This window comes from Bacillus vallismortis, from assembly GCF_004116955.1.
Taxonomy (GTDB): Bacteria; Bacillota; Bacilli; order Bacillales; family Bacillaceae; genus Bacillus; species Bacillus vallismortis.
In genome coordinates this window covers 1,019,212-1,042,962 of record NZ_CP026362.1, presented here as the reverse complement: position 1 = coordinate 1,042,962, position 23,751 = coordinate 1,019,212, and the positions used below count along the sequence as shown (strand labels likewise).

The window sequence follows — 23,751 nt, the reverse complement described above, 5'->3', positions numbered from 1 at the left end:
TACAATCTATTAAGCAGCTGTTGTTATTTATCTCTTTGCCCCCTCATACCTGAGCACCGGGTGTCTCGCCGCTTTTGTTTCATCCATTCTTTTTACAATTGTCGTATGCGGCGCCTCTTGAACGCGCTCAGGATTCTCCTCCGCTTCTCTTGCGATTTGAATCATAGCGTCGATAAACGCATCAAGCGTTTCCTTTGATTCCGTCTCTGTCGGCTCAATCATGATGCATTCTTCAACATTAAGCGGGAAATAAATCGTAGGCGGATGATAGCCGAAGTCAAGCAGCCGTTTTGCTATGTCAAGCGTACGCACGCCCAGCTTTTTTTGCCGCTTGCCTGACAATACAAATTCATGCTTGCAATGACGGTCAAACGGAAGATCGTAATAAGGCGCGAGCTTTCTCATCATATAGTTGGCGTTTAACACGGCGTTCTCAGTAACAGCCTGTAAGCCGTCAGGCCCCATGGAGCGGATATACGTATAAGCTCTGACATTGATCCCGAAGTTGCCGTAATACGGCTTCACGCGGCCGATCGAGTGTGGACGGTCATCATCAAATGTAAAGCGCCCTTCCTTTTTGATTAAAACGGGCTTTGGCAAATAAGGAATCAGCTCTTTTTTTACACCGACAGGGCCTGAACCGGGGCCGCCGCCGCCATGAGGGCCAGTGAATGTTTTATGCAGGTTGAGATGCACCACGTCAAATCCCATATCTCCCGGTCTCGCTTTGCTTAGAACCGCATTTAAATTGGCGCCGTCATAGTACAGTTTTCCGCCCGCTTGGTGAACAATTTCCGCCATCTCGGTGATCTGCTCCTCAAACAGGCCAAGCGTATTCGGATTCGTCAGCATCAGAGCAGCAGTTTCTTCATTCACCGCTCTTTTTAAATCTTCCAGATCGACAAGCCCATTTTCATTCGATTTCACCGTAACCGTTTCAAAGCCGGCTACTGTCGCTGAAGCAGGATTTGTCCCGTGCGCGGAATCAGGAACAATGACCTTCGTCCGCTTGAAATCCCCGCGCGCTTCATGATAGGCGCGGATCATCATCAGCCCCGTCCATTCGCCATGCGCCCCGGCAGCGGGCTGAAGTGTGACCTCATCCATTCCCGTAATGTCCTCGAGGTGCTCGCTTAAATCATATAAAAGCTCTAAAGCGCCTTGCACCGTATCTTCATCTTGAAGAGGATGAATTGCAGCAAAACCGGGAATTCGCGCGATCTTTTCATTGATTTTCGGATTGTATTTCATTGTGCAGGAACCAAGCGGGTAAAAGCCCGAATCCACCCCGTGATTGCGTTTGGACAACGCTGTATAATGGCGCATGATATCCAGTTCGGACACCTCAGGCAGCTCTGCGTCCACGTCACGGATGTAGGTGTCTGATAAGAGGTCCTCCAATTCGATTTCCGGTACATCGAGCTCTGGCAGGCTGTAGCCGATACGGCCTTCTCTGGAAAGCTCAAAAATAAGTGCCTGATCCTGATTATTCATGGCGATCCCCCAATTCCTGAATGAGTGCGTCAATTTCTTCTTTTGTTCTCAGCTCCGTTACAGCAATCAGCATTTGACAGTCCATCCCTGAATACGTCAGCCCAAGATCATATCCGCCGATGATGCCTTTTGTCAGCAAACGCTGGTTCACAGCTTTCACCGGTTCATCCAGTTTGATGACAAATTCATTAAACATCGGGCCGTCAAATATAATGAGGAGGCCCGCTTTTTTCGCTTCTTGCTTTGCATAGTTGGCTTTTAGGATATTTTGGCGGGCGATTTCTTTTACGCCGTTTTTCCCGAGAGCTGTCATGGCGACAGAAGCTGCCAGTGCATTTAAAGCTTGATTCGAGCATATATTTGATGTCGCTTTATCCCGGCGGATATGCTGTTCTCTGGCTTGTAATGTAAGCACAAATCCTCTTTTGCCGTTTTCGTCTTCCGTTTGTCCGACGAGACGGCCCGGCACCTTTCTCATTAACTTTTTCGTGACGGCGAAAAAGCCGCAATGCGGGCCGCCGTATGCTGAAGGAATGCCGAAAGGCTGCGCATCGCCGACGACAATATCAGCCTGAAACTTGCCCGGCGGAGTGAGGAGGCCTAACGCAAGCGGGTTGGCTGACACAATGAACATGGATTTCCCTTGATGAGCGATAGGCTCAATATCCTTTAATGGCTCGATCCGTCCAAAAAAATTCGGGTACTGAACGATCACTGCGGCTGTATCCTCGCAAACGGTTTGGCGCAAAGCGTCAAGATCTGTGACACCATCCGCACTGGGAACTTCAACAACTTCAATATACTGGCCTTTTGCGTACGTTTTCAGCACTTCTCTCGATTCTGGATGCACGGTTTTTGACACAACGATTTTTTTCTTTTTCGTATGGCCGGAAGCAAGCATTGCCGCTTCTGCCAAGGCTGTTCCGCCGTCATACATAGAGGAGTTGGCAATATCCATTCCTGTCAGCTCACAGATCATCGTTTGGAATTCGAAAATGGCCTGAAGCTCCCCTTGCGAAATTTCCGGCTGATACGGCGTATACGCCGTATAAAACTCAGAGCGTGAAATAACATGATCCACGATCACAGGCTGATAGTGGTCATATACACCCGCTCCCAAAAAAGAGGCGTGTTGTACGGTATCGCTATTTTTAGAGGCCAGCTTTGCCAGCTCTCTTGTGAGCTCGGTTTCTGATTTCGCTTTTTTGATTTGATACTCTTTTTTATATTTGACGTTTTCCGGTATATCAGCAAATAGTTCATCGACGCCGCTTACGCCGATCGCGGCAAGCATTTCCTGTTTATCCTTTTCTGTTGCGGGCAAATAACGGTGCTTCATGTGTGGACTCCTCTCCCCAAAGAAAAAATATTAGCGTTTATAAAATGGTGTTTTAACAACCTTTGCTTTCACTAATTTTTTGCGAATCTCTACCTCAACTATAGTCCCGATTTCACTCGCTTCCGCAGCAATTAAGGCAAGGCCGACGTTTTTCCCTAATGTCGGTGACTGCGTGCCGGTTGTCACCTTTCCGACGGACTTGCCATTATGGAACACTTCATATCCGTGCCGCGGTATCCCTTTTTCAATCATTTCGAGTCCGACAAGCTTTCGCTTCGCTCCTTTTTCTTTCTGTTCACTCAATACTGACTTGCCAAAAAAGTCAGACTGTTTTTTGTGCTTTACGGCAAAGCCTATACCTGCTTCAATCGGTGTAATATCCCGGGTCAGCTCCTGGCCGTAAAGGGGGAGCTTCGCTTCAAACCGGAGCGTATCACGTGCGCCCAGACCGCATGGAATTAGTCCGTATGCTTCTCCTGCATCAATGATTTTCTCCCATATCTCCACAGCGTCATCCGTGCGGCAGTAAATTTCAAATCCGTCCTCACCCGTATAACCGGTGCGCGAAATAAGCGCTTTGCAGCCGATGATATCAGCCTCATCAATAAACGCAAACGGCTGTAATGCAGATAAATCTGAAGACGTCAGCGTTTTTAAGATTGTTTCTGCTTTTGGCCCCTGTAGAGCTAAGAGCGCGATCTGATCAGACAAATGATCAATCTGCACATCACCTGCGGCATGTTCTTTCATCCAAGCCAAATCTTTATCTATATTAGAAGCATTAATGACCAGCAAATAATGGTTCTCACCTTTTTGATAGACAAGTAAATCATCGACGGTTCCGCCGTCGGAATAGCACATTGCTGTGTATTGTGCCCGGCCCGGTGTTAACGCGGAAATATCATTGGTCATCAGCCTTTGCAAAAAAGGCAGACTGTCATTTCCTGACACTTCGATTTCTCCCATATGAGAGACATCAAACAGCCCGGCTGCAGTTCGGACAGCTTCGTGTTCCTTTTTGATAGAAGAAAATTGAACAGGCAGCTCCCAGCCTCCGAAATCAATCGTTTTCCCTCCATATTTTTTATACAGGTCAAATAACGGCGTTCTTTTCAGCATCGAATTCCTCCCCTTTTTCAACGGCGCAGCTAAAAAAACATAGAAAAAAGGACAGAGAAACACCTCATGTAAAATGAAGGTTCTCTGTCCTGGCACCTGAAAGTTTACTTTGCATACGCAAAGACGTCCCCTTTGGTGGTTTGCGTATCTGCGCAAACACTCTCCAGAGTTGCGTCGAGCAAGAGTTCTTTTGCCTGAGAGATTCACTCCGCAGTTTGCTCCTTCGGCGCCTGAATCCCGAGATTCTCGGTCAGGTCTCTCCCCTTGCTGTCATTCGCTCATATTTTCATGCTGTTATGGACATACTATAGCAATATCTTACATCAAATACATACTCATATCCTACCACCATCACTATATGCTGGGCAACACCAATTTGGGCAGATTTTTCTGATATTGTTCATTTTAAGAATCGAAGAATAAGAAAGGCGGTTTCAAAGCAATGGACGCAGAATTGATCTACGATACAAAATGGCCTGAAGAATTCGCGGAAAGGCTTCAACATGATGGCCCTTGGGCGAACTGGGAACTGTACAAGCTCTCTGCAGAAATCCAGGAAACATTAGCTATACCTGAATTTAAAGGCTTACGGGCTCCTTTATACCTGCCTTCCTTTACACCGCTCCCGCACCAGCTTGAGGTTGCGCAAAAAGTGGTTGAAAAAATGAACGGAAAAGCGATTTTAGCAGATGAGGTGGGTCTCGGGAAAACAGTTGAAGCGGGACTGATTCTAAAAGAATATATGATTCGCGGATTAGCCAAGAAAATTTTGATCCTTGTGCCCGCGTCCCTTGTGTCGCAGTGGGTCAAAGAGCTTCAGGAAAAATTTTTGATCCCAGCCGTTGAACAAAAGAAAAGCTACGTGTGGGAGCAGAGCGATATTGTCGTCTCATCAATCGATACCGCAAAGCGTTCGCCCCACCGGGAAATCGTGCTGTCTATTCCATATGATCTCGTTATTATTGACGAGGCACACAAACTGAAAAATAGCAAAACGAAGAACTATGAATTTGTCCGGAATCTCGTAAAAAAATATTGCCTGCTTCTTACAGCGACGCCAATTCAAAACCGTATCGAAGAAATTTTCAATTTGGTGTCCTTATTAAAACCCGGCCATTTAGGCAGTCAAAATCACTTTCAAGAAGAGTTCGCCAATAAGAAATCCAGTTTAGAAGCGCATGAGCATTTAAAAGATCTTGTAAATAAAGTCATGATCCGAAACAGGCGGCGTGATACTGGACTGACTTGGAAACAGCGGCATGTTGAAACAGTGCCGATTGAATTTTCTCCATCAGAACAAGCGCTTTACGATGAAATTTCCAGTCTGAAGGAGGGCATCAATAAACCGGCCAGCATGTTCTCGATTATGACATTGCAAAGAGAGTGCTGTTCAAGCAGAGAAGCGGTATATATGACGCTGAAAAAAATGCTCGATCAAAAAGAAAAACAAGCACCGGCGATTGATGAAAACACCATTTCGGTTTTAATAGACCGCATCAACCAAGTCACACAAAACTCTAAAGCGCTGCAAGTCGTTGATCTGATCAAGAAGATAGACGATAAGGTCATTATTTTTACAGAATATCGGGCAACCCAGATTTACCTCCAATGGTTCCTTCAGCAAAACGGCATCAGCTCCGTGCCCTTCAGAGGCGGATTTAAGCGCGGGAAAAAAGACTGGATGAAGGATCTTTTTCGAGGAAAGGTCCAGGTTCTGATTGCAACTGAAGCCGGCGGAGAAGGAATTAACCTGCAATTTTGCAATCACATGATCAACTATGACCTGCCATGGAATCCGATGCGCCTTGAGCAGAGAATCGGAAGAATTCACAGGCTCGGTCAGGAGCGTGACGTGCATATTTACAACATGGCGACAAAACATACGGTGGAAGAACATATTTTAAAGCTGCTATATGAAAAAATTCATTTATTTGAAAAAGTGGTCGGTGAACTTGACGATATATTAACGAAAATTCAAGTAAACAATTTCGAAGAACACCTGCACGACATCTTGTACCATTCCGCAACAGAAGAAGAAATGAAAATCAAAATGGACAACTTAACCTCATTTTTGTCTTATAAAAAACAGCAGCCTGCTGAAAAAAGAGGATCTTAGCCTGTAAGGAGGTTTTATAAGTGAGACAGCAAGAGGTTCACGATTTTCTGCTTCGTTTTTTCCAGGGAAACAGCTGCCCGATCGTCGATCAAGGTTCCGGCTATATGACAGTGCAGCTTACCGTTGAAATGGACAAACAGATCATGAACCGCCCTTTCTACTGGCACTGGCGCGAGAAGACAGGCGGCGATCCGAAACCGATGAAAATCACTTTTATAACAGATAAAGAAACTGCACCAAAAGACCTAGATGGCGAATTTATTTATTTTGGGGCCCCCCGCCTTTTTCAAATGTTCAAAGCTGTTAAACAAAATGGGAGATTTACCAGAATGTATGAGAAAATTGAGTCAGCTGGAGCTAAAGTCCCACTTCAGCCTTGGCTTAGTATAAATGTCACGATTTCATACCAGTCCGACATGAAAAAGGATAAGCTATTGTCACTAGGTCTTCACCTAGTCTCTGGAACCATCATTGAACATTTTCAAAGCAAGCTCACACAGCTTTCACTGACGTCTCACATCTGTGACTATTGCTTCACCATATCACCTATCATCAAACCGGCAAGCGGCCTTAAGCGGATGGAAAACTATATTGCCAAATCCGCTATGCAGGAGCCGTCAGACTGGGCAGAACAGGCGGTGAACAGGTGGGAGAATGACTTGTCATTGCTTGATAAGTTTTATGAGCATACAGAAGAAAAACCAGAAGAGTATCATCTAGAAAAACAGGCGCTAAAATCCCTGTATCAACCGAAGATATCAATAGAAATTGAAAATGGCGGTTTATTTTATTTGCAAAATAATATTTCAAGCTAACTTTTTTGCCATTCGACATCGTTCTCGTTTTTTTTGAAAAAATGCGATTATAATAAAGGTGTATTGGAAAAAAATTCTGGTAATTTCAATGGCAAATGACTTCCAGAGACGCTGAAGGCACACAAGAGTCATGGCCGGGCTGGCTGAAATACATAAACAAGTATTTTAGGAGGAGAAACTGCATGAAAAATGCAAAACAAGAGCACTTCGAATTAGATCAAGAATGGGTTGAATTGATGATGAAAGCCAAAGAGGCAAATATCAGCCCGGAAGAAATACGAAAATATTTACTTTTAAACAAAAAGTCTGCTCATCCTGGTCCGGCAGCCAGAAGTCATACCATAAATCCTTTCTGAATGTGCTATAATATCACAAGGAAGGTGATGACATTGATTGGCCAGCGTATTAAACAATACCGTAAAGAAAAAGGCTACTCACTATCAGAACTAGCTGAAAAAGCTGGGGTAGCGAAGTCTTATTTAAGCTCAATAGAACGAAATCTACAAACGAACCCCTCCATTCAATTTCTCGAAAAAGTCTCCGCTGTTCTGGACGTCTCGGTTCATACTTTGCTCGATGAGAAACATGAAACCGAATACGATGGTCAATTAGATAGTGAATGGGAGAAATTAGTTCGCGATGCAATGACATCCGGGGTATCGAAAAAACAATTTCGTGAATTTTTAGATTATCAAAAATGGAGAAAATCCCAAAAAGAGGAGTAGTGCCTGAGCAGAGGCACTGACTCCTCTTTTGTCAATACACATCAAGAAGGCCCAGTATATTAATACTGGGCCTTCAGCTTGTAGAGAAAACGACGTTTTTTCTACAAGCCTTTTTTGTTTTCTGCTGTTTCTTTAGTTGTTCAGCGGATTTCAAAAACTGAAAAAGAGCTCCCACATACCTAGCTCTGCTTAGCTAGGTATGTGGCAATCTTCTTCATGTTCTGGCATGCGGCTGTGAGGAGAACTTGTTCACTCACATTCCGTTTTCCCCTCAACCTGCAATAGCGAAGCCCATGCAGCTGTTTTGAATCTGCAAAGCTTCGCTCTATTTTTTCTTTTCTTTTTTTATAGAGGGTTTTTCCTGAAACAGATAAGCGATTTTGTCTGACCTTTTCTTTGTGGTCCTCCCATACATGCCGGGTGATGACCTTTTGGCGGTGCTTTGATCTTGTGCATTGTTCAAGCAATGGGCACGCGGAACAGGTTTCAGGATTTGATTTATATGACCGGTAGCCTTTTCGGTCAGTTGTTGAGTATGTAAGTGTTTGCTGGTTCGGGCAAATGTATCTGTCTTTTTCACTGTCATAATGAAACTTCCATTTTGGAAACAAGCCTCTAGTAGGGTGATATCGTCTATGCGCAATAACGCCAAAAATATGGCGGTCAGCTAACCCTTTACAGATCGGAGTCGTCAAATAACCAGAATCAAGAGCGACGGCTTCTACTTCAAAATCAAATCGTGCAATTTGGTGATCTAATCGGTCAAGATAAGGCACAGAATCATGGACATTTCCAGGCGTAACATAGGCGTCGGTGATAATGTTATGTTTCATATCCGTTGTTCGGTGATCTAAGTAAAAGAAACCCTCCGGTTTGTTTTCGCGATACATATAACCACTTTCCGGATCAGTGGTACTGTGGCGGATCTCTTTTTCAGCTTTCACCTCCTCTTTGGCCGGTAATGGCTTTTTTCCGTGCTCCTCTCGATCTTCTTGAATGGCTTCATTTAAATCTTTGATATAGTTTTGTGTATCCTGTTCAATCGTTTTTCTTGTGTATTTGTGCTTGTTGGCATTGGCTTTCAGATGAGTTGAATCAGTGAAAAGGACACGTCCGCCCACCATATCATGATTGATGGCCTGAAGAACGACCTCATCAAAAATGTCTTGGAAAATCGTTGTATCTTTAAAGCGTGTGCGTCTGTTCCAGCTGATGGTGGAGTGGTGCGGAACTGGGTCATTGATATTCAGGCCCAAAAACCATCTGTACGCCATATTGTAATAAATTTCTTTTTCAAGCTGTCTTTCTGAACGGATACCGTAGAGGTAGCCGATAAACATCATTTTGAATAAAATCAGCGGATCGAGTGAGGGGCGGCCTTTGTTTTCGCTGTAGTAAGGCTTAACCTTTTCAATGATAAAAGAGAAGTCAATGTGTTTATCAATTTTTCGAAGCAGGTGATCCTCTTCGACGAGTTGGTCAAGCAGAACAAATTCAGCTGCGTTTTGAGAAGAATTTCTTGTGTGGAACATGAGAAAGACACCGTCCTTTTTAGTCTTTCTTTTATTTTATTACAGAAGAATGGATATTTTAAGGAAAAATAAAGGCTGTCGAGATTTTCTCGACAGCCTGAAGGCCCAGTATATTAATACTGGGCCTTCACGATGTTATTAATTTTTATCCTCACTGTGCGCTTTTTCATTTTCTTTAATGTAACCGTCTTTTTCAGTATGTTCCTTTTTGACTGTCAAACCGTTCCACTGTGTTGCTTCAAACGAGAATTGAAGCTGTACTGAGTTGCCTTGGTATTTATTTTGAACCATTAGGCCGTTTTCGTCTTTTGTTTTATCATCTTTAAATTGGATCTCCATTTGAACCTGATCAAAATCAATCGGTGTCTTTGGAACACCATCATATTCTGGAGCGGTTGTACCGTCAATTGTGGCTACATTGACTTTACCGCTTGCATGTAAAAATTTAGGGTCAATTTGTTTTTTGATTTTTTCAGCAGCCTTTGCATCATTTTTAGCAGACATCAAATACAAGTCCTTGAGGTTGGCATCATCTAAGATAATATTTTTAGGGTATCCATTGCCGCCCTCTTTTCCTACTGTCAATACTGTTACTTCAAACTGGCTTAGAAAATCTTCTGCTGATGTATTGCTGCCGCCGTTTGCTTTAAATTCACCGTAATTCAGCGCCATTAATACTTCTTTAATCGCAAGTGTGCCGTTATTTTCAAATTGGAAGTCTTTCGTCAATTTGTCTCCCGGCTTTAAATTTGATAAATTGACACTTGCTGAATTTTCCTTAGCAGATAAATCAAGTGTACCTGACGCAAAAGTAGCATCCGTTGATTTAATGTCATTAAAAGCTGCCCATGTTCCTCCTCCCACTAAAGCTAATCCTAGTGCTGCGGAAGCAACTCCTAAACTTAATTTCTTTTTCATGCCCATGGCAAACTCCCCTTTTATTGAATGATTTATATCGAAACCTGTTTCCAGGTTTACAACTGAAGTTAAGTGGACATCGTGCTGTCCTTTGTATCTGTTTCCAAAGCTTTTGTCTTTCTTTCAATTTCTCTAAAGGCGCTAGTGATCGTCACAAAAGCGTACACCAGCAGCATCACGCCGGGAACAATCAGTAAAACAGCTGTTCCGATTGGCTGGCTGGCAAAATGAAGCATATAGCCGGCATATGGGAGCTGAAAACCCGTATATTGCGCTCGGACATTTTCGTCCGATACAAGCGCTGAATCAGCTGCGGCGTTATTGTCCCCTTTTGTTTTAAACAACAAATGGTCTCCTTGCTTCGTCACATCAACAATCCTGTGGGTGACCGCCGTATGTTCATCCTGCATAAATGTAATGACGTCACCCTTTTGAAGCTCTTTCACATCGGTGATTTCTTTGACCAATATTAAAGAACCTGTGTTGAACTCGGGCTCCATTGAACCCGAGAGAACTGATTTCAGCGTGTATCCAAACACTGCCGGTTCTCCCCCGGATGAACGAGTTGATATCACGACAAGCGTAAGTACAATAATGAGAGTAAAGATGATCACGTAGAGAATATTACTGATCATCTTCATTGCTTTTTTCATCCTCTTCCCCGCTTTCCTTCTCAACTGATTGAGTATCTTTATCTTTCGTTGTTACCGCTTCTTGAGGTCCGTCCTCTTCATTTGTTTTTTCTTGCATATCCTTTTGTGATGTTTCCTTCGCCTTTTTGACGGCAGGCTTCGTTTCTTTTTTCGGGACTGTCGGTTTTTCATCGCACCTTGCAAGCGTCATTGGCTCCGACCACTCAAAAGTACTGCCGTCTGCAGGATATCCGGCCGGTTTATATACTTTAAATACATACATGCCGGGTTTCATTTTTTTCTTCGTTTCGATTTTATATAGTGAATCGCCAATTTGCTTGGAAATGAACCCTTTTTCGATCACGTTTCCATCCTTTAATGGCTTGCGGGCGTTTTCCAGCTTATGAAGCTCCCACTTCCATTTTGATTTCTTCAGTTTCTCACCTGTATTTTCGAACTTAGCAAATAAAGTGACAGGTGAGCATACAGTGCCTTTCGTATTCGTTTGATCTGACAGGTGCAAATCACTTTGGTCCCAGCGTTTATCGTAATGACAGTTTTTATCTGTATGCTGAAAGTCTTTACACGTTTGAAGTGACATATTTAATGTTTCTGTATCATGAAAAGCAGCGCTTGTGTCACCGGAAATTTGTAAGCAAATCGCGGCAGTCAGACTGAAAATGACTGAAAGCTGAAAAAAAAGCAGCACTTTCAGTTTCGTCATCGCTTTTAGCTGATTGCGGAACAATCGAAACATCTCTTACCTCCTGTAGAACACTGTAACGTAATATGATATTTGTTCTTTTTAAAGAACTATACATAAAGTATATTCAACGTTTAATGGTTTGAAAAACACCAAAATCGACCATTTTGTTCGTTTAAACGAATATTTTCGCCATCTTACAAAGTCTTACTCAGTATTGCTCATCTTTTTATATTTTTGAAATTTTTGGGATTGCTTTGTGAGAAAGCAGATGCATATCCAATTATGATTTGGAAAACATAAACAAGGAAAGGGTGACAGCATAATGATCAAACCGTGTGTGATTTGTCTTTCTCTTCTCGTTTTCGGCACCTCTGCCGCTCACGCAGAAGAAATGCCGCTTATGGCCGCCCGCCACATATCTAAATGGGAAGAGCTTGCAGTGAAAGAAGCAAAAAAAAGGTACCCGCTCGCACAGGTACTGTTCAAACAAAAAGTATGGGACCGCAAAAGAAAAGATGAGGCAGTGAAGCAATACCATTTAACCCTAAAGGAAGGATCAAAGGAATTTGGCGTATTTGTCACAATTTCATTCAATCCGTATAGCCAAAAGGTTCATAAAATTGCCATATTAGAAGAATATCAATAAGGTCCTCCATTTAAGAAGGACCTTATTCACTATATCTGTGCAATTATTTTTTTCGCTTTAGCCATAACTTGAAACCATAGGGGAAAATACCGAACCACTGCTGTGAAGCAGGTATTTTTGTTTCTTTCCGTACATCTTTTCGTTCTTTTCGCTCATCTTTTGGGGTATCTATATATTTGACAAGTTGTTGAGTCATGTATTTGACATAATCATTCGTTTTCACGTGATCACCTCATCATTCAATTATTATGAGTGTTGGCTCACAGGACTTTTTTTATACCTCCTTTCTTTGCTTCATTCCGTCCAGCTCAGCAGTTGTTTCTGTTTTTGATCAAACACTAGTTGTGCAGTTCTTTCGGTTCCTGACTCTGTCATGGCTTTTAAGTTAATTTCTTTTTGCTCTTTTATCGATGTCTCATAAATGTCATAAGACACCTGCCCATATGTAAACTGCTGTGAACCCTTTTGGCCTTTCCGTTGCCCAAGGATATGCCTTATGGACAATAGCGCACCATTCTGAAGTAAATTTTCTCCTATATATAACTCTTTTGTTTCCTTTTCAAACATGCAGCGCGAAATATACTGAGCAGCAGTAAAGTTCACGACCAGAAGCACAAGTGCGGATATAAAAAGAACAGCGGGATATATAAAACCTCTCGTGCGATACATTCACCCTCCTCCTAAATACGGGTAAACGGGAAATGCAGTTTGATACACTTCTTGATTCTCACTTTCAACTTTCATCAAAACAATCCCGTTTTCAATCTCAGCTTTCATCGCTGTGATATGATCTAGAATCGGAACATGCCCTTTGCCATCCACCCTTTTTCGTATCATGGAGTGATAGGCTTCAAAACGGATATCTTGCCCAGAAGAAGTGGTACAGATCAACACGCTCCCACGCTCGGCTGTCTTGACTGCGGGTGACTGCTTGCACTCGTTCATCATTTGCTCCACCGAAATCATCCATTCTTGCTCTGTGAAACCCTCATGTTCCTGCTGGCGCAACAAAAACAGATGAAAGATCATAGCTAACGATCCTGATAAGAGCAAAAAGACGGAAAGCGAAAATAGTACGTTAAGAAGCGTAAAGCCAGTCTGTTCGCATAATGCTGAGGCAAAATGGTTTTTCTTTATAAGCTGCTGCTGAGATGCATACGGTTTGATAATCCCCCTCCTCCTCCCACTTCAGCGCATAGATATTATTGTGTTTCGCAACTGTTTTTGAAGCAGTTCCTTCACCAGTCATCATATATTCGCTTATGCTTTCATTCATGATCTGATACCCGATCTCTCGTGATTTCGCCATATCTTCATCAGCTATCAGTTTGCTCCACAAGGGCACGACTGTCAGCAATAAAAACAGCCACAGGCTTAGCGCAGACATTGTTTCTATTGTAGAAAAACCCTTATTTTCTCTCCACATTAACTCTTCCGCTCCCTAAATAAACTGTGATGTCATAAGCGGCATGTCCTTTTACGCGTAATTTCCCGCCTGTATTCGGATGCCCTTTCTCATTAAATTCCAAACGGTCTTTGAGTGTCAGCAGCTCTATAGAAAGTCCTGTCGGATAGGATCTTTCAATCACCGTTTCATCCGTGACTAACTGATACTCTTTTCTGTGAACGAGAATTTTTGTTCTTTGATGACTGGACATTGCAGTCTGCTGCGCAAGCAAAATATCACTTTTCAGCTGCCATGCCGCCTGACGAACGGCTGTATTCCCATAAACAGGAGGAAGTGCGGTAAACACCGCAATTAAGAGGATAGAGGCGAGACTTAACACAAGCAAACTTTCTAAAAGAGTAAATCCCTCCTCCTTTAATTTAATGTTCAACCTTAACTTCTCCGCCAGTGATGATAATGTGTTTCCCATTTGGACAAACTGCATCCTTTTTCACATAGCCCTCTGACTGTAAATCAACAAGGCTCGGAGTTTGCCCTTCATGGTCGAGCTCAAATGCAGTCATTTGCGCCTTAATCATATTTTGCAGGCCCTCGCACCCTTTTTTCTGAATGGTTTGATTATGTTTCGTGACGTTCGGTATCGTAATTAAAAGCAAGATTGAAATAATAAAGAGCACAATTAGCATTTCAACAAGTGTAAATCCTTTCTCATTCATCGGCCTCTTCCTTTCATATTTGATTCATCATCTGATACATAGGCAAGAGCATAGACAAATACACAAATAAGATCATCGCAGCAACAAACCCATAAATCACAGGCTGAAGGATGCCTGTCCATTTTTGCGCCTTGTGTTCCAGCCGCTGCAATATGAACTGGCTGTATGTGAAAAGCTCCCGATCCAGGCGGCCGCTCAGCTGGCCGTGAGATATGACCTTTGAAAAATCCTTTTCATAAAAAGGGCTGTCACAAATAGCGGCTTCAATTGATTCACCAGCTTTTAACCGTTCAATCACTTGCTCAGCCTCGCAGCGGTAAAAAGGGAGAAACGTTTGTTGTTTAAATGCATTTAGGCTGTCATAAATGGAGAGGCCTGATTGTAAAAGGCTGCTTAGCTGCAAAGAAAAAAAGTAGCTGTTAAACAGCCTGATTAGGTTTCCAACGAAAGGGATCCTGACACAAATAAGCATTTGCCGAGCAGGCGGTTTTTTCTTAAACACAACCCAATAATAAAGCCCGATACCTGCTGCAAAAAAAGCCGTCAGAATGACCAACAGATCAATATGCTGAAAAAAAGCGAAAAGCATATCAGTAAAACGTGAGGTTTTCATATTCATCGATTGATAAATGTCGGAAAACTGAGGAATGATGATGGACTGTAACATATAAAACATGACAGCGACTGTAAAGATGAGGAAAAGCGGATAGCGCAGCACCCTTTTCAGCTCGTCTGCCTGTGCCAGTTTTCGTTCCAGAAGCTCTCCGCTCTGGATCATGGCAGAAGGCAATTCACCATGTGTTACAGCAAAATAACAAATGCCTATAGCTTCCTTATGAAATGACAAACTCTTTAATACTTGATAAAACGGAGCCCCTTCCCTCAAACGAGTGACCACGTCAGCCAAGGCGGCCGCCTGCCTCTTATTCAACTGAAGTTTCATCAGGCGTAATCCATCCATAAGCGTATATCCGCCCGCCATCATTTCACCAAGCCGCTTCAATAACAAGGCTTGATCCTTTAACGGCCAAGTTTTTCTAATCTGTTTCATGATAAACCCACCGGTCATAGTTATTTGTGGTCAAGTAGCCGAGTGCAATTCCTTTTCTAATAATTTGACGCAGTGTTTGATATTGGTAATTTGCATGATTTCCTTTTGCCTCCTGAATGCATTGCTGAAGGTTTTTTCCGTAAAGCAGTTCATAAACGCTTGCTCTTCTGGTGTTTCGTGACTGGCGGCAATACAACGATGAACATCCGTTTTCACAAAACGGGCAAGTTAAATCAACCAAACGCTGAGCCGCTACCGCAATGACAGTCTGTTCGATTTCATTCATATTAATGCCGAATTCAAGCAGCCTGTAAATCGCGCCCTTCGCATCTCTCGTATGAAGGCTCGTCAGCACCAAATGCCCCGTCATCGCTGCCCGTACTGCGATTTCAGCTGTTTCCGCGTCTCTGATCTCACCTAAAATAATCATATCCGGGTCATGGCGCAAAATAGCCTTCAGACCTGCCGAATATGTCACACCCGCTTTTTCATTCACCTGCACCTGCAGAACATCCTCATCCCTTGTTTCAACAGGGTCTTCCAGTGTGACGATATTTCGATTAAAATGTTTTTTTGCATATTGAACGAGAGAGTATAATGTTGTCGTCTTCCCTGAACCAGTTGGCCCTGTAAAAATGAGCATGCCGTGTGAATGTTTTAAAAATGAGAGTAAAGTGGCTCCCGTCTTCGGAAATAATGACAGTTTATCGATCGAAGGGATATTGTATTGAGGCATCACTCTGATCACGAGGCTTTCTTCATTAATTGTGGGGAGTGTCGACATTCTTAAATGAACATGTCCCTCCTCTAGCTTTAACGTCAGCGAACCATTTTGCGGTTTTCGTCTTTCCCCTATGTCCATCGCCGAGAGAAATTTAAAATGCGAAATCAGTCTTACACACTCTTCTTTTTTCATGTTCCTTTTTTTCAACAAGGCATGATCTACCCGGAAATGAATGACGGCGTCCCGCTCCCTCGGCACAATGTGAATGTCAGAAGCCTTTGTTGAATACGCCTCTTCAATTAAGGTTCTGCTTATCATTTCTATTGAATCCAATTTGATTCCCTCTCCTTTCCATGCGTATTGTAGAAAAATAAAGACTGGTAATCAAATGGAGAAAAAGTGATTTTCCCGGGATGTTATATGTAGAAAAATCAATTCCTGCTGGCAAAAAAGATTGTTTCAGCTGAATATACCGCATTGGTTTTATTATTTTCTCAATAAAAAAGCAGACATGGTGATCATGTCTGCTCAGGCTGTCGAGAAAATCTCGACAGCCTTTATTTTTCCTTAAAATATCCATTCACGTGTAATAAAATAAAAGAAAGACTAAAAAGGATGGTGTCTTTCTTATGTTCCACACAAGAAATTCTTCTCAAAACGCAGCCGAATTTGTTCTGCTTGACCAACTCGTCGAAGAGGATCATTTGCTTCGAAAAATCGATAAACACATAGACTTCTCTTTTATCATTGAAAAGGTTAAGCCTTACTACAGCGAAAACAAAGGCCGCCCCTCACTCGATCCGCTGATTTTATTCAAAATGATGTTTATCGGCTACCTCTACGGTATCCGTTCAGAAAGACAGCTTGAAAAAGAAATTTACTACAATATGAAGTACAGATGGTTTTTGGGCCTGAATATCAATGACCCAGTTCCGCACCACTCCACCATCAGCTGGAACAGACGCACACGCTTTAAAGATACAACGATTTTCCAAGACATTTTTGATGAGATCGTTCTTCAGGCCATCAATCATGATATGGTGGGCGGACGTGTCCTTTTCACTGATTCAACTCATCTGAAAGCCAATGCCAACAAGCACAAATACACAAGAAAAACGATTGAACAGGATACACAAAACTATATCAAAGATTTAAATGAAGCCATTCAAGAAGATCGGGAGGAGCACGGAAAAAAGCCATTACCAGCCAAAGAGGAGGTGAAAGCTGAAAAAGAGATCCGCCACAGTACAACTGACCCTGAAAGTGGATATATGTATCGTGAAAACAAACCGGAGGGTTTCTTTTACTTAGATCACCGAACAACGGATATGAAACATAACATTATCACCGACGCCTATGTCACGCCTGGAAATGTCCATGATTCTGTGCCCTATCTTGACCGATTAGATCACCAAATTGCACGATTTGATTTTGAAGTAGAAGCCGTCGCTCTTGATTCTGGTTATTTGACGACTCCGATCTGTAAAGGATTAGCTGACCGCCATATTTTTGGCGTTATTGCGCATAGACGATATCACCCTACTAGAGGCTTGTTTCCAAAATGGAAGTTTCATTATGACAGTGAACAAGACAGATACATTTGCCCGAACCAGCAAACACTTACATACTCAACAACTGACCGAAAAGGCTACCGGTCATATAAATCAAATCCTGAAACCTGTTTCGCGTGCCCATTGCTTGAACAATGCACAAGATCAAAGAACCGCCAAAAGGTCATCACCCGGCATGTATGGGAGGACCACAAAGAAAAGATCAGACAAAATCGCTTATCTGTTTCAGGAAAAAACCTCTATAAAAAAAGAAAAGAAAAAATAGAGCGAAGCTTTGCAGATTCAAAACAGCTGCATGGGCTTCGCTATTGCAGGTTGAGGGGAAAACGGAATGTGAGTGAACAAGTTCTCCTCACAGCCGCATGCCAGAACATGAAGAAGATTGCCACATACCTAGCCAAGCAGGGCTAGGTATGTGGGAGCTCTTTTTCAGTTTTTGAAATCCGCTGAACAACTAAAGAAACAGTAGAAAACAAAAAAGCTTGTAGAAAAAACGTCGTTTTCTCTACAAGCTGAGCAGACATGGTGATCATGTCTGCTTCACTTCATCTTTCGTTATGCTGGTTTAGAAATTTCACTTAATGCTTCTCCGGCTTTTTGATCAGTATCCTTCTCAACGGAAAGATCGCCTAATGCCACAATACCGGCAATTCGTTCGTTTTCAAGAATCGGTAAACGGCGGATTTGGTGCTCTGCCATAAGCTGACTCGCTTCTTCAGCAGACATATCGGGATGGCCGGATACGGTGTCAGCGCTCATGATGTCACTCGCTTTTGCATCCACCTGATTTTCAGCTAAGCATCTCGTCACAATATCGCGATCAGAAACAATCCCCTTAAGTGTGCCATTTTCACAGATTGGAATAGAACCGACATTGGAGTCTCTCATCTGTTTCGCTAGTTCCATGATTGAAGCGGTTGGTTCACAGCATTCCACATTCTTTGTCATGATGTCTCTTATTTTCATTTCCATTCCTCCTTTACCGTGTTCTATTTATTGTTTATCCGCTGCACAAAAAATGAAACATCTCCTACAATGTCCGCCTTTTTCGAGATTTCTTTTTCTTCTTCCCCTCCTGCAGCATATCTCCCGTCCAGCCTTTCTTCATCAAATACAGGTAGATCAAGACCGTAGACGTGATAATCAATAGGAGGGAAATAAGATATCCGTACTTCCAATTCAGCTCTGGCATCACCGAAAAGTTCATTCCCCAGAGAGCCCCCAGTCCTGTAACCGGCGTAAAAAGCGTCGTAAAGATGGTCAGCGCTTTTACAATTTCATTTCCTCTGTGAGAGGTAATGACTTCCTCTGAATGCAGCAAACTATTAAGCTCCTTTTCAAATTCCCTAATGTATGTAACCCCCCTGTCAATTTTCAGGTGTACCCGCTGATAATCCTTTTCTCCTTTATTATGCGGCAAAAAGGTTTCCTTCAACGCCATTTCGATTTTTTTGGCGCTTAGAATTAAGTTTTTCCAGGTCATCAGCTCATGGTGCAGGAGATGAACGCGGTTTAAAATGCTTTTACTATTGTCGTCTTTGATTTGCCATCTAAGCTTTCTCAGCTTTACTTCAAATTCATCTATACCGATTAGATAGGCATTCATTAATTCACCAAGAAGGATTAAAAATCCCTCTATGGCATTGTCCGCTCTTTCCATTTGCTGGACTACTTGTTTTCCCTTAATCCCCTTCAAAATCGAAAAATCAAAGTTTATTGTAAAAAAATATTGCCTGGTAATATAAAAGTGAAAAACGGTATGGTCGTTTTCCTCATCCACCCCCTGATCATATACAATTGAGCCAAATACCGCTTCATTTTCCGTTTCATTTGTGTCTACGCGCAAAAAGTTGACATGGTGATTATTTTCAAACCACTTTTCACATTGAGGCCAGTGAGAAAAGTGGATCAGATCTCTTGCCTTATCTCTTTCCTGAGGCCCCATTTGGTACCAAAACCAATCCTTTCCCGTATGTGCCTTCATGACAAGCTCCTCCAAACTTTTATTCTTTTATTCTTTAATTGCCCAAGATAGGCATCACTAAACCAGTCAGCCGCTTCCACACACATGTTTTGTGTGCATTTTCCGGTGGTATGGATCTAAAAAGACATCGGAAAAAGGGAGGTGCATGCCTTCCTTAGAGAAGGCAGCTATTTTGGAATTTATCAGTTTACTAGCAGTCGCTATTCTCATTTTGTTAACAGGATTTTTTGTCGCCGCAGAATTTTCCATTGTAAAAGTGCGGCGATCCAGAATTGACCAGCTTGTCGCAAAGGGAAAAAAAGGTGCTAAAGCGGCAAGGCACGTCATCACTCACCTTGATGAATATTTATCTGCCTGCCAGCTGGGCATTACAGTGGCAGCTTTAGGACTGGGTTGGCTGGGGGAACCGACCGTGCAAACCCTGCTTCGCCCCCTTTTTCATAAAGCGGGGTTAAATGAATCGCTCACCCACCTTCTTTCCCTTGTCATTGCCTTTTTAGCGGTGACGTATTTAAATGTCGTCATCGGGGAGCTGGCGCCAAAGAGTTTCGCCATTCAAAAAGCAGAGAGCATTACCTTAATGCTCGCCAAACCGCTGATTTGGTTTTATAAAATCATGTTTCCATTCATTTGGCTGCTGAACCACTCTGCCAGATTGATTACAGGGTTGTTTGGGCTGAAGCCGGCATCAGAGCATGAACTGGCGTATACAGAGGAAGAACTGCGGGTTCTTTTGGCTGAAAGCTATAAAAGCGGCGAAATCAGAAAAAGTGAATTAAAATACGTGGATAACATCTTCACCTTTGATAAACGAATGGCAAAGGAAATCATGGTTCCGCGAAATGAAATGGTTAGTTTGTCACTTGATGAAGATGCAATCCCAAGTCTGCAAGAAACAGTAAAGGAAACGAAATATACACGGTACCCCGTGGTAAGAGAGGATAAAGATAACGTCATTGGCGTCATCAATATGAAAGAAGTGCTGTTTACAATGCTGACGGCAAATTTTTCACTCAACAAGCAGCAAATTGAACCTTTCATTCAGCCCGTTATCCATGTTATTGAGACAATTCCGGTTTATAAATTACTGCTGAAAATGCAAAAGGAACGCACCCATATGGCGATTCTTATTGATGAGTACGGCGGGACTTCCGGTTTGGTCACTGTCGAGGACATAATCGAAGAAATTGTAGGAGAAATTCGCGATGAATTTGACGCGGATGAGGTGCCTCATATCCGCGAGCTCGGAAAGAATCACTATTTATTAAATGCAAAATTATTAATCAGCGATGTAAACAACCTGCTTGGAACAGATTTATCAGAAGCAGAAGTGGACACGTTGGGCGGCTGGTTTCTGACCCGAAATATAGACGCCGAGGCTGAAAGTGTGATTGAATATGATGGCTACACTTTTAAGGTGAAAGACATCGACAACCATCACATTTTATTTATAGAAGTTAAAAAAGCTGAATAGCCCAAGGGAGGCTGTTCAGCTTTTTCCAGAATGAACATGATCATGATGGTTCAGGACATCATGATTCTTCTATTTTAAATCCTTTATTCGCCAGGGCTTTAGCAAGACTTTGCTCGGTTTTCACATTCGAAAAATCAAGACCAAGCTTTACCACAGTCTGGGCAATCTCCGGCCTGATTCCTGAAATAATCGTCTCAATTCCGAGCAGTTTGGTGCTGTCAATCACTTTGAAAATTTGATAAGCCACCATTGTATCAACGATGGGAACGCCCGAAATATCTAAAAATAAATAGGAAAGTTTTAACGCTGAGCATTGCTGCAGCACCGACTCCAAAATCGTCCTCGCTCTGTACGTATCAATTTCACCGACAAGCGGAAGAATCCCTATCCCGTCAGAGATCGGCATTATCGGCGCACTCAATTCATTAATCATTTCTTTTTGCGCGTTTAATTGTATCATTGTAACTTGTGAATATTCTCCAGTAAACACTTCGATGATCTCATCAATGGTTTGATTCAAGATCCGGCTCCACTCATAAATATCCTGAATACCGATTTCTTGAGAAAAGGCTTCGCTGAACGTCTGGATCCATTCAAACATGATGTGCCTGAAGGCGTTAAACTGGCCGACACTTTCTGTTACACTTACTTCATGAACAACTCGGTCTCTGGCGCATTGAAGAGACCATCGATTGAGCTCATCCTTTACGTCTTCTTTTCTAAGGGATTTCGCCACGATGGTCACTAATGATTCATGCTGGTCTTTTAACTTTTGTTCTAACTTTTTTTGATCCTTAGCGGACTGCAGCCAACTTCCTTTTGATGCGCAAGTTTCCAGCCATTGTTTGATAATATCTTCTTTGTGCTCTGTTACATGCTGATCAAGAGCTATCATCTTAATGAGCTACCTCCTGTTTTTTTTTGAAAAATGATGTTTCATATGTATAATGCGTCTTTCTCTACACATACTATGTTTACATTCGATGGGCTATAGCCAAGCGGTAAGGCAATGGACTTTGACTCCGTGATCGTTGGTTCGAATCCAGCTAGCCCAGTTTCTGAACAGGTGAAAAACCGAAGATAAGCTGATTCAAATAAATCAGCGGATCTTCGGTTTTTCATCATGCAGATTGATGAACCGTTTTCTTCTTCGATAACTTCAACAGTTCTCCCGGATTATACCCGATCACCAGCTTTTTGTTGTCTACAAGAATCGGACGTCGCAAAAGCTTCGGCTTCTCGATTAAAAGTTCCAGCACCTCATTTACGGTCATCTCTTCGATGTTTAGATTTAAATTTTTGAAGGTCTGGCTTCTTGTCGCTAAAATTTCATCAATACCTTCTGTCGTTAACGATAAAATGTACTTTAATTCTTCTACTGTCGGTGTTTCTCTGAATAAGTGCCGTTCATTAAATTCGACTTGATGTGCTTTAAGCCAATGTTTTGTTTTTCGGCATGACGTGCAGCTTGGATATGAGTAAAAAATGATTTGTTCCATTTCTTTTTCCTCCTCAGTTAACCATCTCTTTGTAGAATAACTACCCGGATCATTTTTTATTTAAACCATTAAAAGAACTTTTTTTTGAATTATTTTTTAAAAACCATTCATATAATAGAAAACACAATCAAAGGAACAAATTCCATTTGTATAACAATAATGAAAATGTTTACATTTCTAGGTGTGATCTATTATAATAACAGTCAGAGGGATTCGGGAGGGGATAAAAATGAATCGCATGTTCCGGGTGTTAGGATTTTGGACGGGAATTTTTGCAGTCATGTTTTATTTGGGTGATATGAAAGATGCTTCCCTATTATTTTTTGGACAGACGATCTTATTTGTATTTCTATCGTATCTGAACTTAACTGAACGCATGTATATCTATATTTTTGGTGCTTATTTAACGATTTTCTTTGCCGGCTTTACATATTACTCGATTTTTATTATGGTGCCCGGCGGAGGAGGCCATTAAATGCAAAGAGACAAACCTTATCGGTTTGTCTCTTTTTTACAATGAAAATCCATTTAAAAACGGATTTTGATCCTGCTCAGTCTGCACGTCTGTTTCAGGGCCATGACCGCTTAACACCAGCGTGTGCTCCGGCAGCGTAAGCAGTTTTTCATGAATGGACGTCAGCAGCGTCTCTTGATCGCCTCCTATTAAATCCGTACGCCCTATCCCGCCTTGAAACAGGACATCTCCGGAGATCACCAAGTCAGCATCCTTCGCATAGTAAGAAACACTGCCTGGTGAGTGTCCCGGTGTAAATAATGTTTCCAAATGAAACGGCCCGATGTTCAGCTCACCGTCCCCTTCAATGAAATGATCTGCAGGTTTAGCTGTGACTTCTATTCCCCGCAGCATGCCGGAGCCGTTTAAAGAGGCATCCGTAAGCCAATTCTTCTCATTTTGATGCAGATATACAGGAATATTCCACTTTTCTCTCACTTCATCAAGCGCCCCAATATGGTCAAAATGGGCATGTGTAAGCAAAATGGCTAAAGGCGTCAGCCCTTTTTCTTTTATGTATTGATTGATTTTATTTCCTTCGCCGCCCGGATCAAAAATCAGGCATTGATCATCATTGATGAGAAAATATGCGTTCGCTTGAATCGGCCCAACTGGCATTCGTCTCCATTTCACTATCATCACCTCTTTCTTTTTATGCTCCTATTATGAGGGTTTTTGAAAAAAGATTCAAACAATCGCAATGAAAACGCTATCGACAAACCTATAAAAAACAGGTAGAATAAAAATGGAAAGAATTGCAGGTTTTTC

At 42.3% G+C, this 23,751-nt stretch carries 28 protein-coding genes, 1 tRNA gene and 1 riboswitch; of the genes, 9 read left to right on the top strand and 20 right to left on the bottom strand.

The window, feature by feature from the left end; all coding sequences use genetic code 11:
- Positions 1 to 27 precede the first annotated feature (27 nt).
- From gcvPB to gcvT, 3 genes are read right to left on the bottom strand one after another with little or no spacing between them, the layout of a single operon-like run.
- The gene (gene gcvPB, locus BV11031_RS05680; RefSeq protein ID WP_010328262.1) at positions 28 to 1,494 is read right to left on the bottom strand and encodes an aminomethyl-transferring glycine dehydrogenase subunit GcvPB; all 1,467 of its coding nucleotides are present in this window, start codon (positions 1,492 to 1,494) and stop codon (positions 28 to 30) included.
- Complete coding sequence (gene gcvPA / locus BV11031_RS05675) at positions 1,487 to 2,833, bottom strand: aminomethyl-transferring glycine dehydrogenase subunit GcvPA (protein WP_010328261.1); 1,347 nt, start codon at positions 2,831 to 2,833, stop codon at positions 1,487 to 1,489. The genes gcvPB and gcvPA overlap by 8 nt, the downstream gene beginning before the upstream one ends.
- A 30-nt stretch (positions 2,834 to 2,863) precedes the next feature.
- Positions 2,864 to 3,952 carry a glycine cleavage system aminomethyltransferase GcvT gene (gcvT, locus tag BV11031_RS05670; RefSeq protein ID WP_010328260.1) on the bottom strand — a complete coding sequence of 363 codons (1,089 nt, stop codon included), beginning with the start codon at positions 3,950 to 3,952 and terminating at the stop codon, positions 2,864 to 2,866.
- 172 nt (positions 3,953 to 4,124) lie between these two features.
- A riboswitch (glycine riboswitch) is annotated at positions 4,125 to 4,226 on the bottom strand.
- Positions 4,227 to 4,394: 168 nt separating this feature from the next.
- Between gcvT and BV11031_RS05665 the strand changes: the two genes are divergently transcribed.
- From BV11031_RS05665 to sinR, 4 genes are all read left to right on the top strand, one after another.
- Entirely contained in the window at positions 4,395 to 6,068 is a 1,674-nt protein-coding gene (locus BV11031_RS05665) for a DEAD/DEAH box helicase (RefSeq protein WP_010328259.1), read from the top strand.
- Between the two features lie 20 nt (positions 6,069 to 6,088).
- Complete coding sequence (locus tag BV11031_RS05660) at positions 6,089 to 6,883, top strand: YqhG family protein (protein ID WP_010328258.1); 795 nt, start codon at positions 6,089 to 6,091, stop codon at positions 6,881 to 6,883.
- Positions 6,884 to 7,065: 182 nt separating this feature from the next.
- Positions 7,066 to 7,239 (top strand): anti-repressor SinI, encoded by a 174-nt coding sequence (gene sinI, locus BV11031_RS05655; RefSeq protein WP_010328257.1) that lies wholly within the window; start codon positions 7,066 to 7,068, stop codon positions 7,237 to 7,239.
- 33 nt (positions 7,240 to 7,272) lie between these two features.
- Positions 7,273 to 7,608 carry a transcriptional regulator SinR gene (gene sinR / locus BV11031_RS05650; protein ID WP_003226345.1) on the top strand — a complete coding sequence of 112 codons (336 nt, stop codon included), beginning with the start codon at positions 7,273 to 7,275 and terminating at the stop codon, positions 7,606 to 7,608.
- 179 nt (positions 7,609 to 7,787) lie between these two features.
- Here the strand turns inward: sinR and BV11031_RS05645 are convergent, their stop codons facing one another.
- From BV11031_RS05645 to tapA, 4 genes are all read right to left on the bottom strand, one after another.
- Positions 7,788 to 9,140, bottom strand: coding sequence for an IS1182 family transposase (locus BV11031_RS05645; RefSeq protein ID WP_129550698.1), 1,353 nt, complete (start codon positions 9,138 to 9,140; stop codon positions 7,788 to 7,790).
- Between the two features lie 138 nt (positions 9,141 to 9,278).
- Entirely contained in the window at positions 9,279 to 10,064 is a 786-nt protein-coding gene (tasA, locus tag BV11031_RS05640; protein ID WP_010328256.1) for a biofilm matrix protein TasA, read from the bottom strand.
- A gap of 62 nt (positions 10,065 to 10,126) precedes the next feature.
- Positions 10,127 to 10,699 (bottom strand): signal peptidase I SipW, encoded by a 573-nt coding sequence (sipW, locus tag BV11031_RS05635; protein WP_082246288.1) that lies wholly within the window; start codon positions 10,697 to 10,699, stop codon positions 10,127 to 10,129.
- Positions 10,683 to 11,447: an amyloid fiber anchoring/assembly protein TapA gene (tapA, locus tag BV11031_RS05630; RefSeq protein ID WP_010328253.1), complete on the bottom strand. Its 765-nt coding sequence runs from the start codon at positions 11,445 to 11,447 to the stop codon at positions 10,683 to 10,685. Before tapA ends, sipW begins: the two co-directional genes overlap by 17 nt.
- Before the next feature lie 268 nt (positions 11,448 to 11,715).
- Here tapA and BV11031_RS05625 point away from each other — a divergent pair, with 268 nt between their 5' ends.
- Complete coding sequence (locus BV11031_RS05625; protein WP_026014435.1) at positions 11,716 to 12,042, top strand: YqzG/YhdC family protein; 327 nt, start codon at positions 11,716 to 11,718, stop codon at positions 12,040 to 12,042.
- A gap of 43 nt (positions 12,043 to 12,085) precedes the next feature.
- On the opposite strand, the gene BV11031_RS05620 is transcribed toward BV11031_RS05625, so the two are convergent.
- From BV11031_RS05620 to comGA, 8 genes are all read right to left on the bottom strand, one after another.
- A complete protein-coding gene (locus BV11031_RS05620) occupies positions 12,086 to 12,265 on the bottom strand; it encodes a YqzE family protein (RefSeq protein WP_010328251.1) in 180 nt (59 codons plus the stop codon).
- 71 nt (positions 12,266 to 12,336) lie between these two features.
- Complete coding sequence (comGG, locus tag BV11031_RS05615; protein WP_010328250.1) at positions 12,337 to 12,711, bottom strand: competence type IV pilus minor pilin ComGG; 375 nt, start codon at positions 12,709 to 12,711, stop codon at positions 12,337 to 12,339.
- The gene (gene comGF, locus BV11031_RS05610; protein ID WP_026014434.1) at positions 12,712 to 13,095 is read right to left on the bottom strand and encodes a competence type IV pilus minor pilin ComGF; all 384 of its coding nucleotides are present in this window, start codon (positions 13,093 to 13,095) and stop codon (positions 12,712 to 12,714) included.
- Between the two features lie 25 nt (positions 13,096 to 13,120).
- A complete protein-coding gene (gene comGE / locus BV11031_RS05605; protein ID WP_010328248.1) occupies positions 13,121 to 13,468 on the bottom strand; it encodes a competence type IV pilus minor pilin ComGE in 348 nt (115 codons plus the stop codon).
- Positions 13,452 to 13,880, bottom strand: coding sequence for a competence type IV pilus minor pilin ComGD (gene comGD, locus BV11031_RS05600; protein ID WP_010328247.1), 429 nt, complete (start codon positions 13,878 to 13,880; stop codon positions 13,452 to 13,454). The genes comGE and comGD overlap by 17 nt, the downstream gene beginning before the upstream one ends.
- Positions 13,870 to 14,166 carry a comG operon protein ComGC gene (gene comGC, locus BV11031_RS05595; RefSeq protein ID WP_010328246.1) on the bottom strand — a complete coding sequence of 99 codons (297 nt, stop codon included), beginning with the start codon at positions 14,164 to 14,166 and terminating at the stop codon, positions 13,870 to 13,872. The genes comGD and comGC overlap by 11 nt, the downstream gene beginning before the upstream one ends.
- A gap of 13 nt (positions 14,167 to 14,179) precedes the next feature.
- Positions 14,180 to 15,217: a competence type IV pilus assembly protein ComGB gene (gene comGB, locus BV11031_RS05590; RefSeq protein WP_010328245.1), complete on the bottom strand. Its 1,038-nt coding sequence runs from the start codon at positions 15,215 to 15,217 to the stop codon at positions 14,180 to 14,182.
- Complete coding sequence (comGA, locus tag BV11031_RS05585; protein ID WP_010328244.1) at positions 15,204 to 16,274, bottom strand: competence protein ComGA; 1,071 nt, start codon at positions 16,272 to 16,274, stop codon at positions 15,204 to 15,206. The genes comGB and comGA overlap by 14 nt, the downstream gene beginning before the upstream one ends.
- Positions 16,275 to 16,570: 296 nt before the next feature.
- Here comGA and BV11031_RS05575 point away from each other — a divergent pair, with 296 nt between their 5' ends.
- Positions 16,571 to 17,923 (top strand): IS1182 family transposase, encoded by a 1,353-nt coding sequence (locus BV11031_RS05575; protein WP_129550697.1) that lies wholly within the window; start codon positions 16,571 to 16,573, stop codon positions 17,921 to 17,923.
- Between the two features lie 144 nt (positions 17,924 to 18,067).
- On the opposite strand, the gene BV11031_RS05570 is transcribed toward BV11031_RS05575, so the two are convergent.
- Both BV11031_RS05570 and BV11031_RS05565 read right to left on the bottom strand, forming a co-directional pair.
- Positions 18,068 to 18,478 carry a CBS domain-containing protein gene (locus BV11031_RS05570; RefSeq protein WP_010328018.1) on the bottom strand — a complete coding sequence of 137 codons (411 nt, stop codon included), beginning with the start codon at positions 18,476 to 18,478 and terminating at the stop codon, positions 18,068 to 18,070.
- A 64-nt stretch (positions 18,479 to 18,542) separates the two neighbouring features.
- Positions 18,543 to 19,496, bottom strand: a complete 954-nt coding sequence (locus tag BV11031_RS05565; protein WP_010328242.1) for a magnesium transporter CorA — start codon at positions 19,494 to 19,496, stop codon at positions 18,543 to 18,545.
- A 145-nt stretch (positions 19,497 to 19,641) separates the two neighbouring features.
- On the opposite strand from BV11031_RS05565, the gene BV11031_RS05560 reads away from it, so the two are divergent.
- The gene (locus BV11031_RS05560; protein WP_026014433.1) at positions 19,642 to 20,970 is read left to right on the top strand and encodes a hemolysin family protein; all 1,329 of its coding nucleotides are present in this window, start codon (positions 19,642 to 19,644) and stop codon (positions 20,968 to 20,970) included.
- Positions 20,971 to 21,028: 58 nt separating this feature from the next.
- On the opposite strand, the gene BV11031_RS05555 is transcribed toward BV11031_RS05560, so the two are convergent.
- Positions 21,029 to 21,865: an STAS domain-containing protein gene (locus tag BV11031_RS05555; protein ID WP_010328240.1), complete on the bottom strand. Its 837-nt coding sequence runs from the start codon at positions 21,863 to 21,865 to the stop codon at positions 21,029 to 21,031.
- Between the two features lie 89 nt (positions 21,866 to 21,954).
- On the opposite strand from BV11031_RS05555, the gene BV11031_RS05550 reads away from it, so the two are divergent.
- A tRNA-Gln gene (locus tag BV11031_RS05550) sits at positions 21,955 to 22,025 on the top strand.
- Positions 22,026 to 22,091: 66 nt separating this feature from the next.
- Here the strand turns inward: BV11031_RS05550 and mgsR are convergent.
- Positions 22,092 to 22,469: a transcriptional regulator MgsR gene (gene mgsR, locus BV11031_RS05545; protein WP_010328239.1), complete on the bottom strand. Its 378-nt coding sequence runs from the start codon at positions 22,467 to 22,469 to the stop codon at positions 22,092 to 22,094.
- A gap of 229 nt (positions 22,470 to 22,698) precedes the next feature.
- Here mgsR and BV11031_RS05540 point away from each other — a divergent pair, with 229 nt between their 5' ends.
- Positions 22,699 to 22,944 (top strand): DUF2626 domain-containing protein, encoded by a 246-nt coding sequence (locus BV11031_RS05540; RefSeq protein WP_003226300.1) that lies wholly within the window; start codon positions 22,699 to 22,701, stop codon positions 22,942 to 22,944.
- A gap of 36 nt (positions 22,945 to 22,980) precedes the next feature.
- On the opposite strand, the gene BV11031_RS05535 is transcribed toward BV11031_RS05540, so the two are convergent.
- Entirely contained in the window at positions 22,981 to 23,616 is a 636-nt protein-coding gene (locus BV11031_RS05535; RefSeq protein ID WP_010328238.1) for an MBL fold metallo-hydrolase, read from the bottom strand.
- Positions 23,617 to 23,751: the final 135 nt, after the last annotated feature.

Excerpts from the sequence above, each read along its gene's own strand:
- tapA (WP_010328253.1), bottom strand. The coding sequence starts at position 11,447 with ATGTTTCGATTGTTCCGCAATCAGCTAAAAGCGATGACGAAACTGAAA.
- tasA (WP_010328256.1), bottom strand. The coding sequence starts at position 10,064 with ATGGGCATGAAAAAGAAATTAAGTTTAGGAGTTGCTTCCGCAGCACTA.
- BV11031_RS05645 (WP_129550698.1), bottom strand. The coding sequence starts at position 9,140 with ATGTTCCACACAAGAAATTCTTCTCAAAACGCAGCTGAATTTGTTCTG.
- BV11031_RS05665 (WP_010328259.1), top strand. The coding sequence starts at position 4,395 with ATGGACGCAGAATTGATCTACGATACAAAATGGCCTGAAGAATTCGCG.
- sinI (WP_010328257.1), top strand. The coding sequence starts at position 7,066 with ATGAAAAATGCAAAACAAGAGCACTTCGAATTAGATCAAGAATGGGTT.
- BV11031_RS05575 (WP_129550697.1), top strand. The coding sequence starts at position 16,571 with ATGTTCCACACAAGAAATTCTTCTCAAAACGCAGCCGAATTTGTTCTG.
- sipW (WP_082246288.1), bottom strand. The coding sequence starts at position 10,699 with ATGAAGATGATCAGTAATATTCTCTACGTGATCATCTTTACTCTCATT.
- mgsR (WP_010328239.1), bottom strand. The coding sequence starts at position 22,469 with ATGGAACAAATCATTTTTTACTCATATCCAAGCTGCACGTCATGCCGA.
- comGB (WP_010328245.1), bottom strand. The coding sequence starts at position 15,217 with ATGAAACAGATTAGAAAAACTTGGCCGTTAAAGGATCAAGCCTTGTTA.
- gcvPB (WP_010328262.1), bottom strand. The coding sequence starts at position 1,494 with ATGAATAATCAGGATCAGGCACTTATTTTTGAGCTTTCCAGAGAAGGC.
- BV11031_RS05555 (WP_010328240.1), bottom strand. The coding sequence starts at position 21,865 with ATGATAGCTCTTGATCAGCATGTAACAGAGCACAAAGAAGATATTATC.
- comGG (WP_010328250.1), bottom strand. The coding sequence starts at position 12,711 with ATGTATCGCACGAGAGGTTTTATATATCCCGCTGTTCTTTTTATATCC.
- BV11031_RS05560 (WP_026014433.1), top strand. The coding sequence starts at position 19,642 with ATGCCTTCCTTAGAGAAGGCAGCTATTTTGGAATTTATCAGTTTACTA.
- comGE (WP_010328248.1), bottom strand. The coding sequence starts at position 13,468 with ATGTGGAGAGAAAATAAGGGTTTTTCTACAATAGAAACAATGTCTGCG.
- gcvT (WP_010328260.1), bottom strand. The coding sequence starts at position 3,952 with ATGCTGAAAAGAACGCCGTTATTTGACCTGTATAAAAAATATGGAGGG.
- BV11031_RS05570 (WP_010328018.1), bottom strand. The coding sequence starts at position 18,478 with ATGAAAATAAGAGACATCATGACAAAGAATGTGGAATGCTGTGAACCA.
- BV11031_RS05540 (WP_003226300.1), top strand. The coding sequence starts at position 22,699 with ATGAATCGCATGTTCCGGGTGTTAGGATTTTGGACGGGAATTTTTGCA.
- BV11031_RS05565 (WP_010328242.1), bottom strand. The coding sequence starts at position 19,496 with ATGAAGGCACATACGGGAAAGGATTGGTTTTGGTACCAAATGGGGCCT.
- gcvPA (WP_010328261.1), bottom strand. The coding sequence starts at position 2,833 with ATGAAGCACCGTTATTTGCCCGCAACAGAAAAGGATAAACAGGAAATG.
- comGC (WP_010328246.1), bottom strand. The coding sequence starts at position 14,166 with ATGAATGAGAAAGGATTTACACTTGTTGAAATGCTAATTGTGCTCTTT.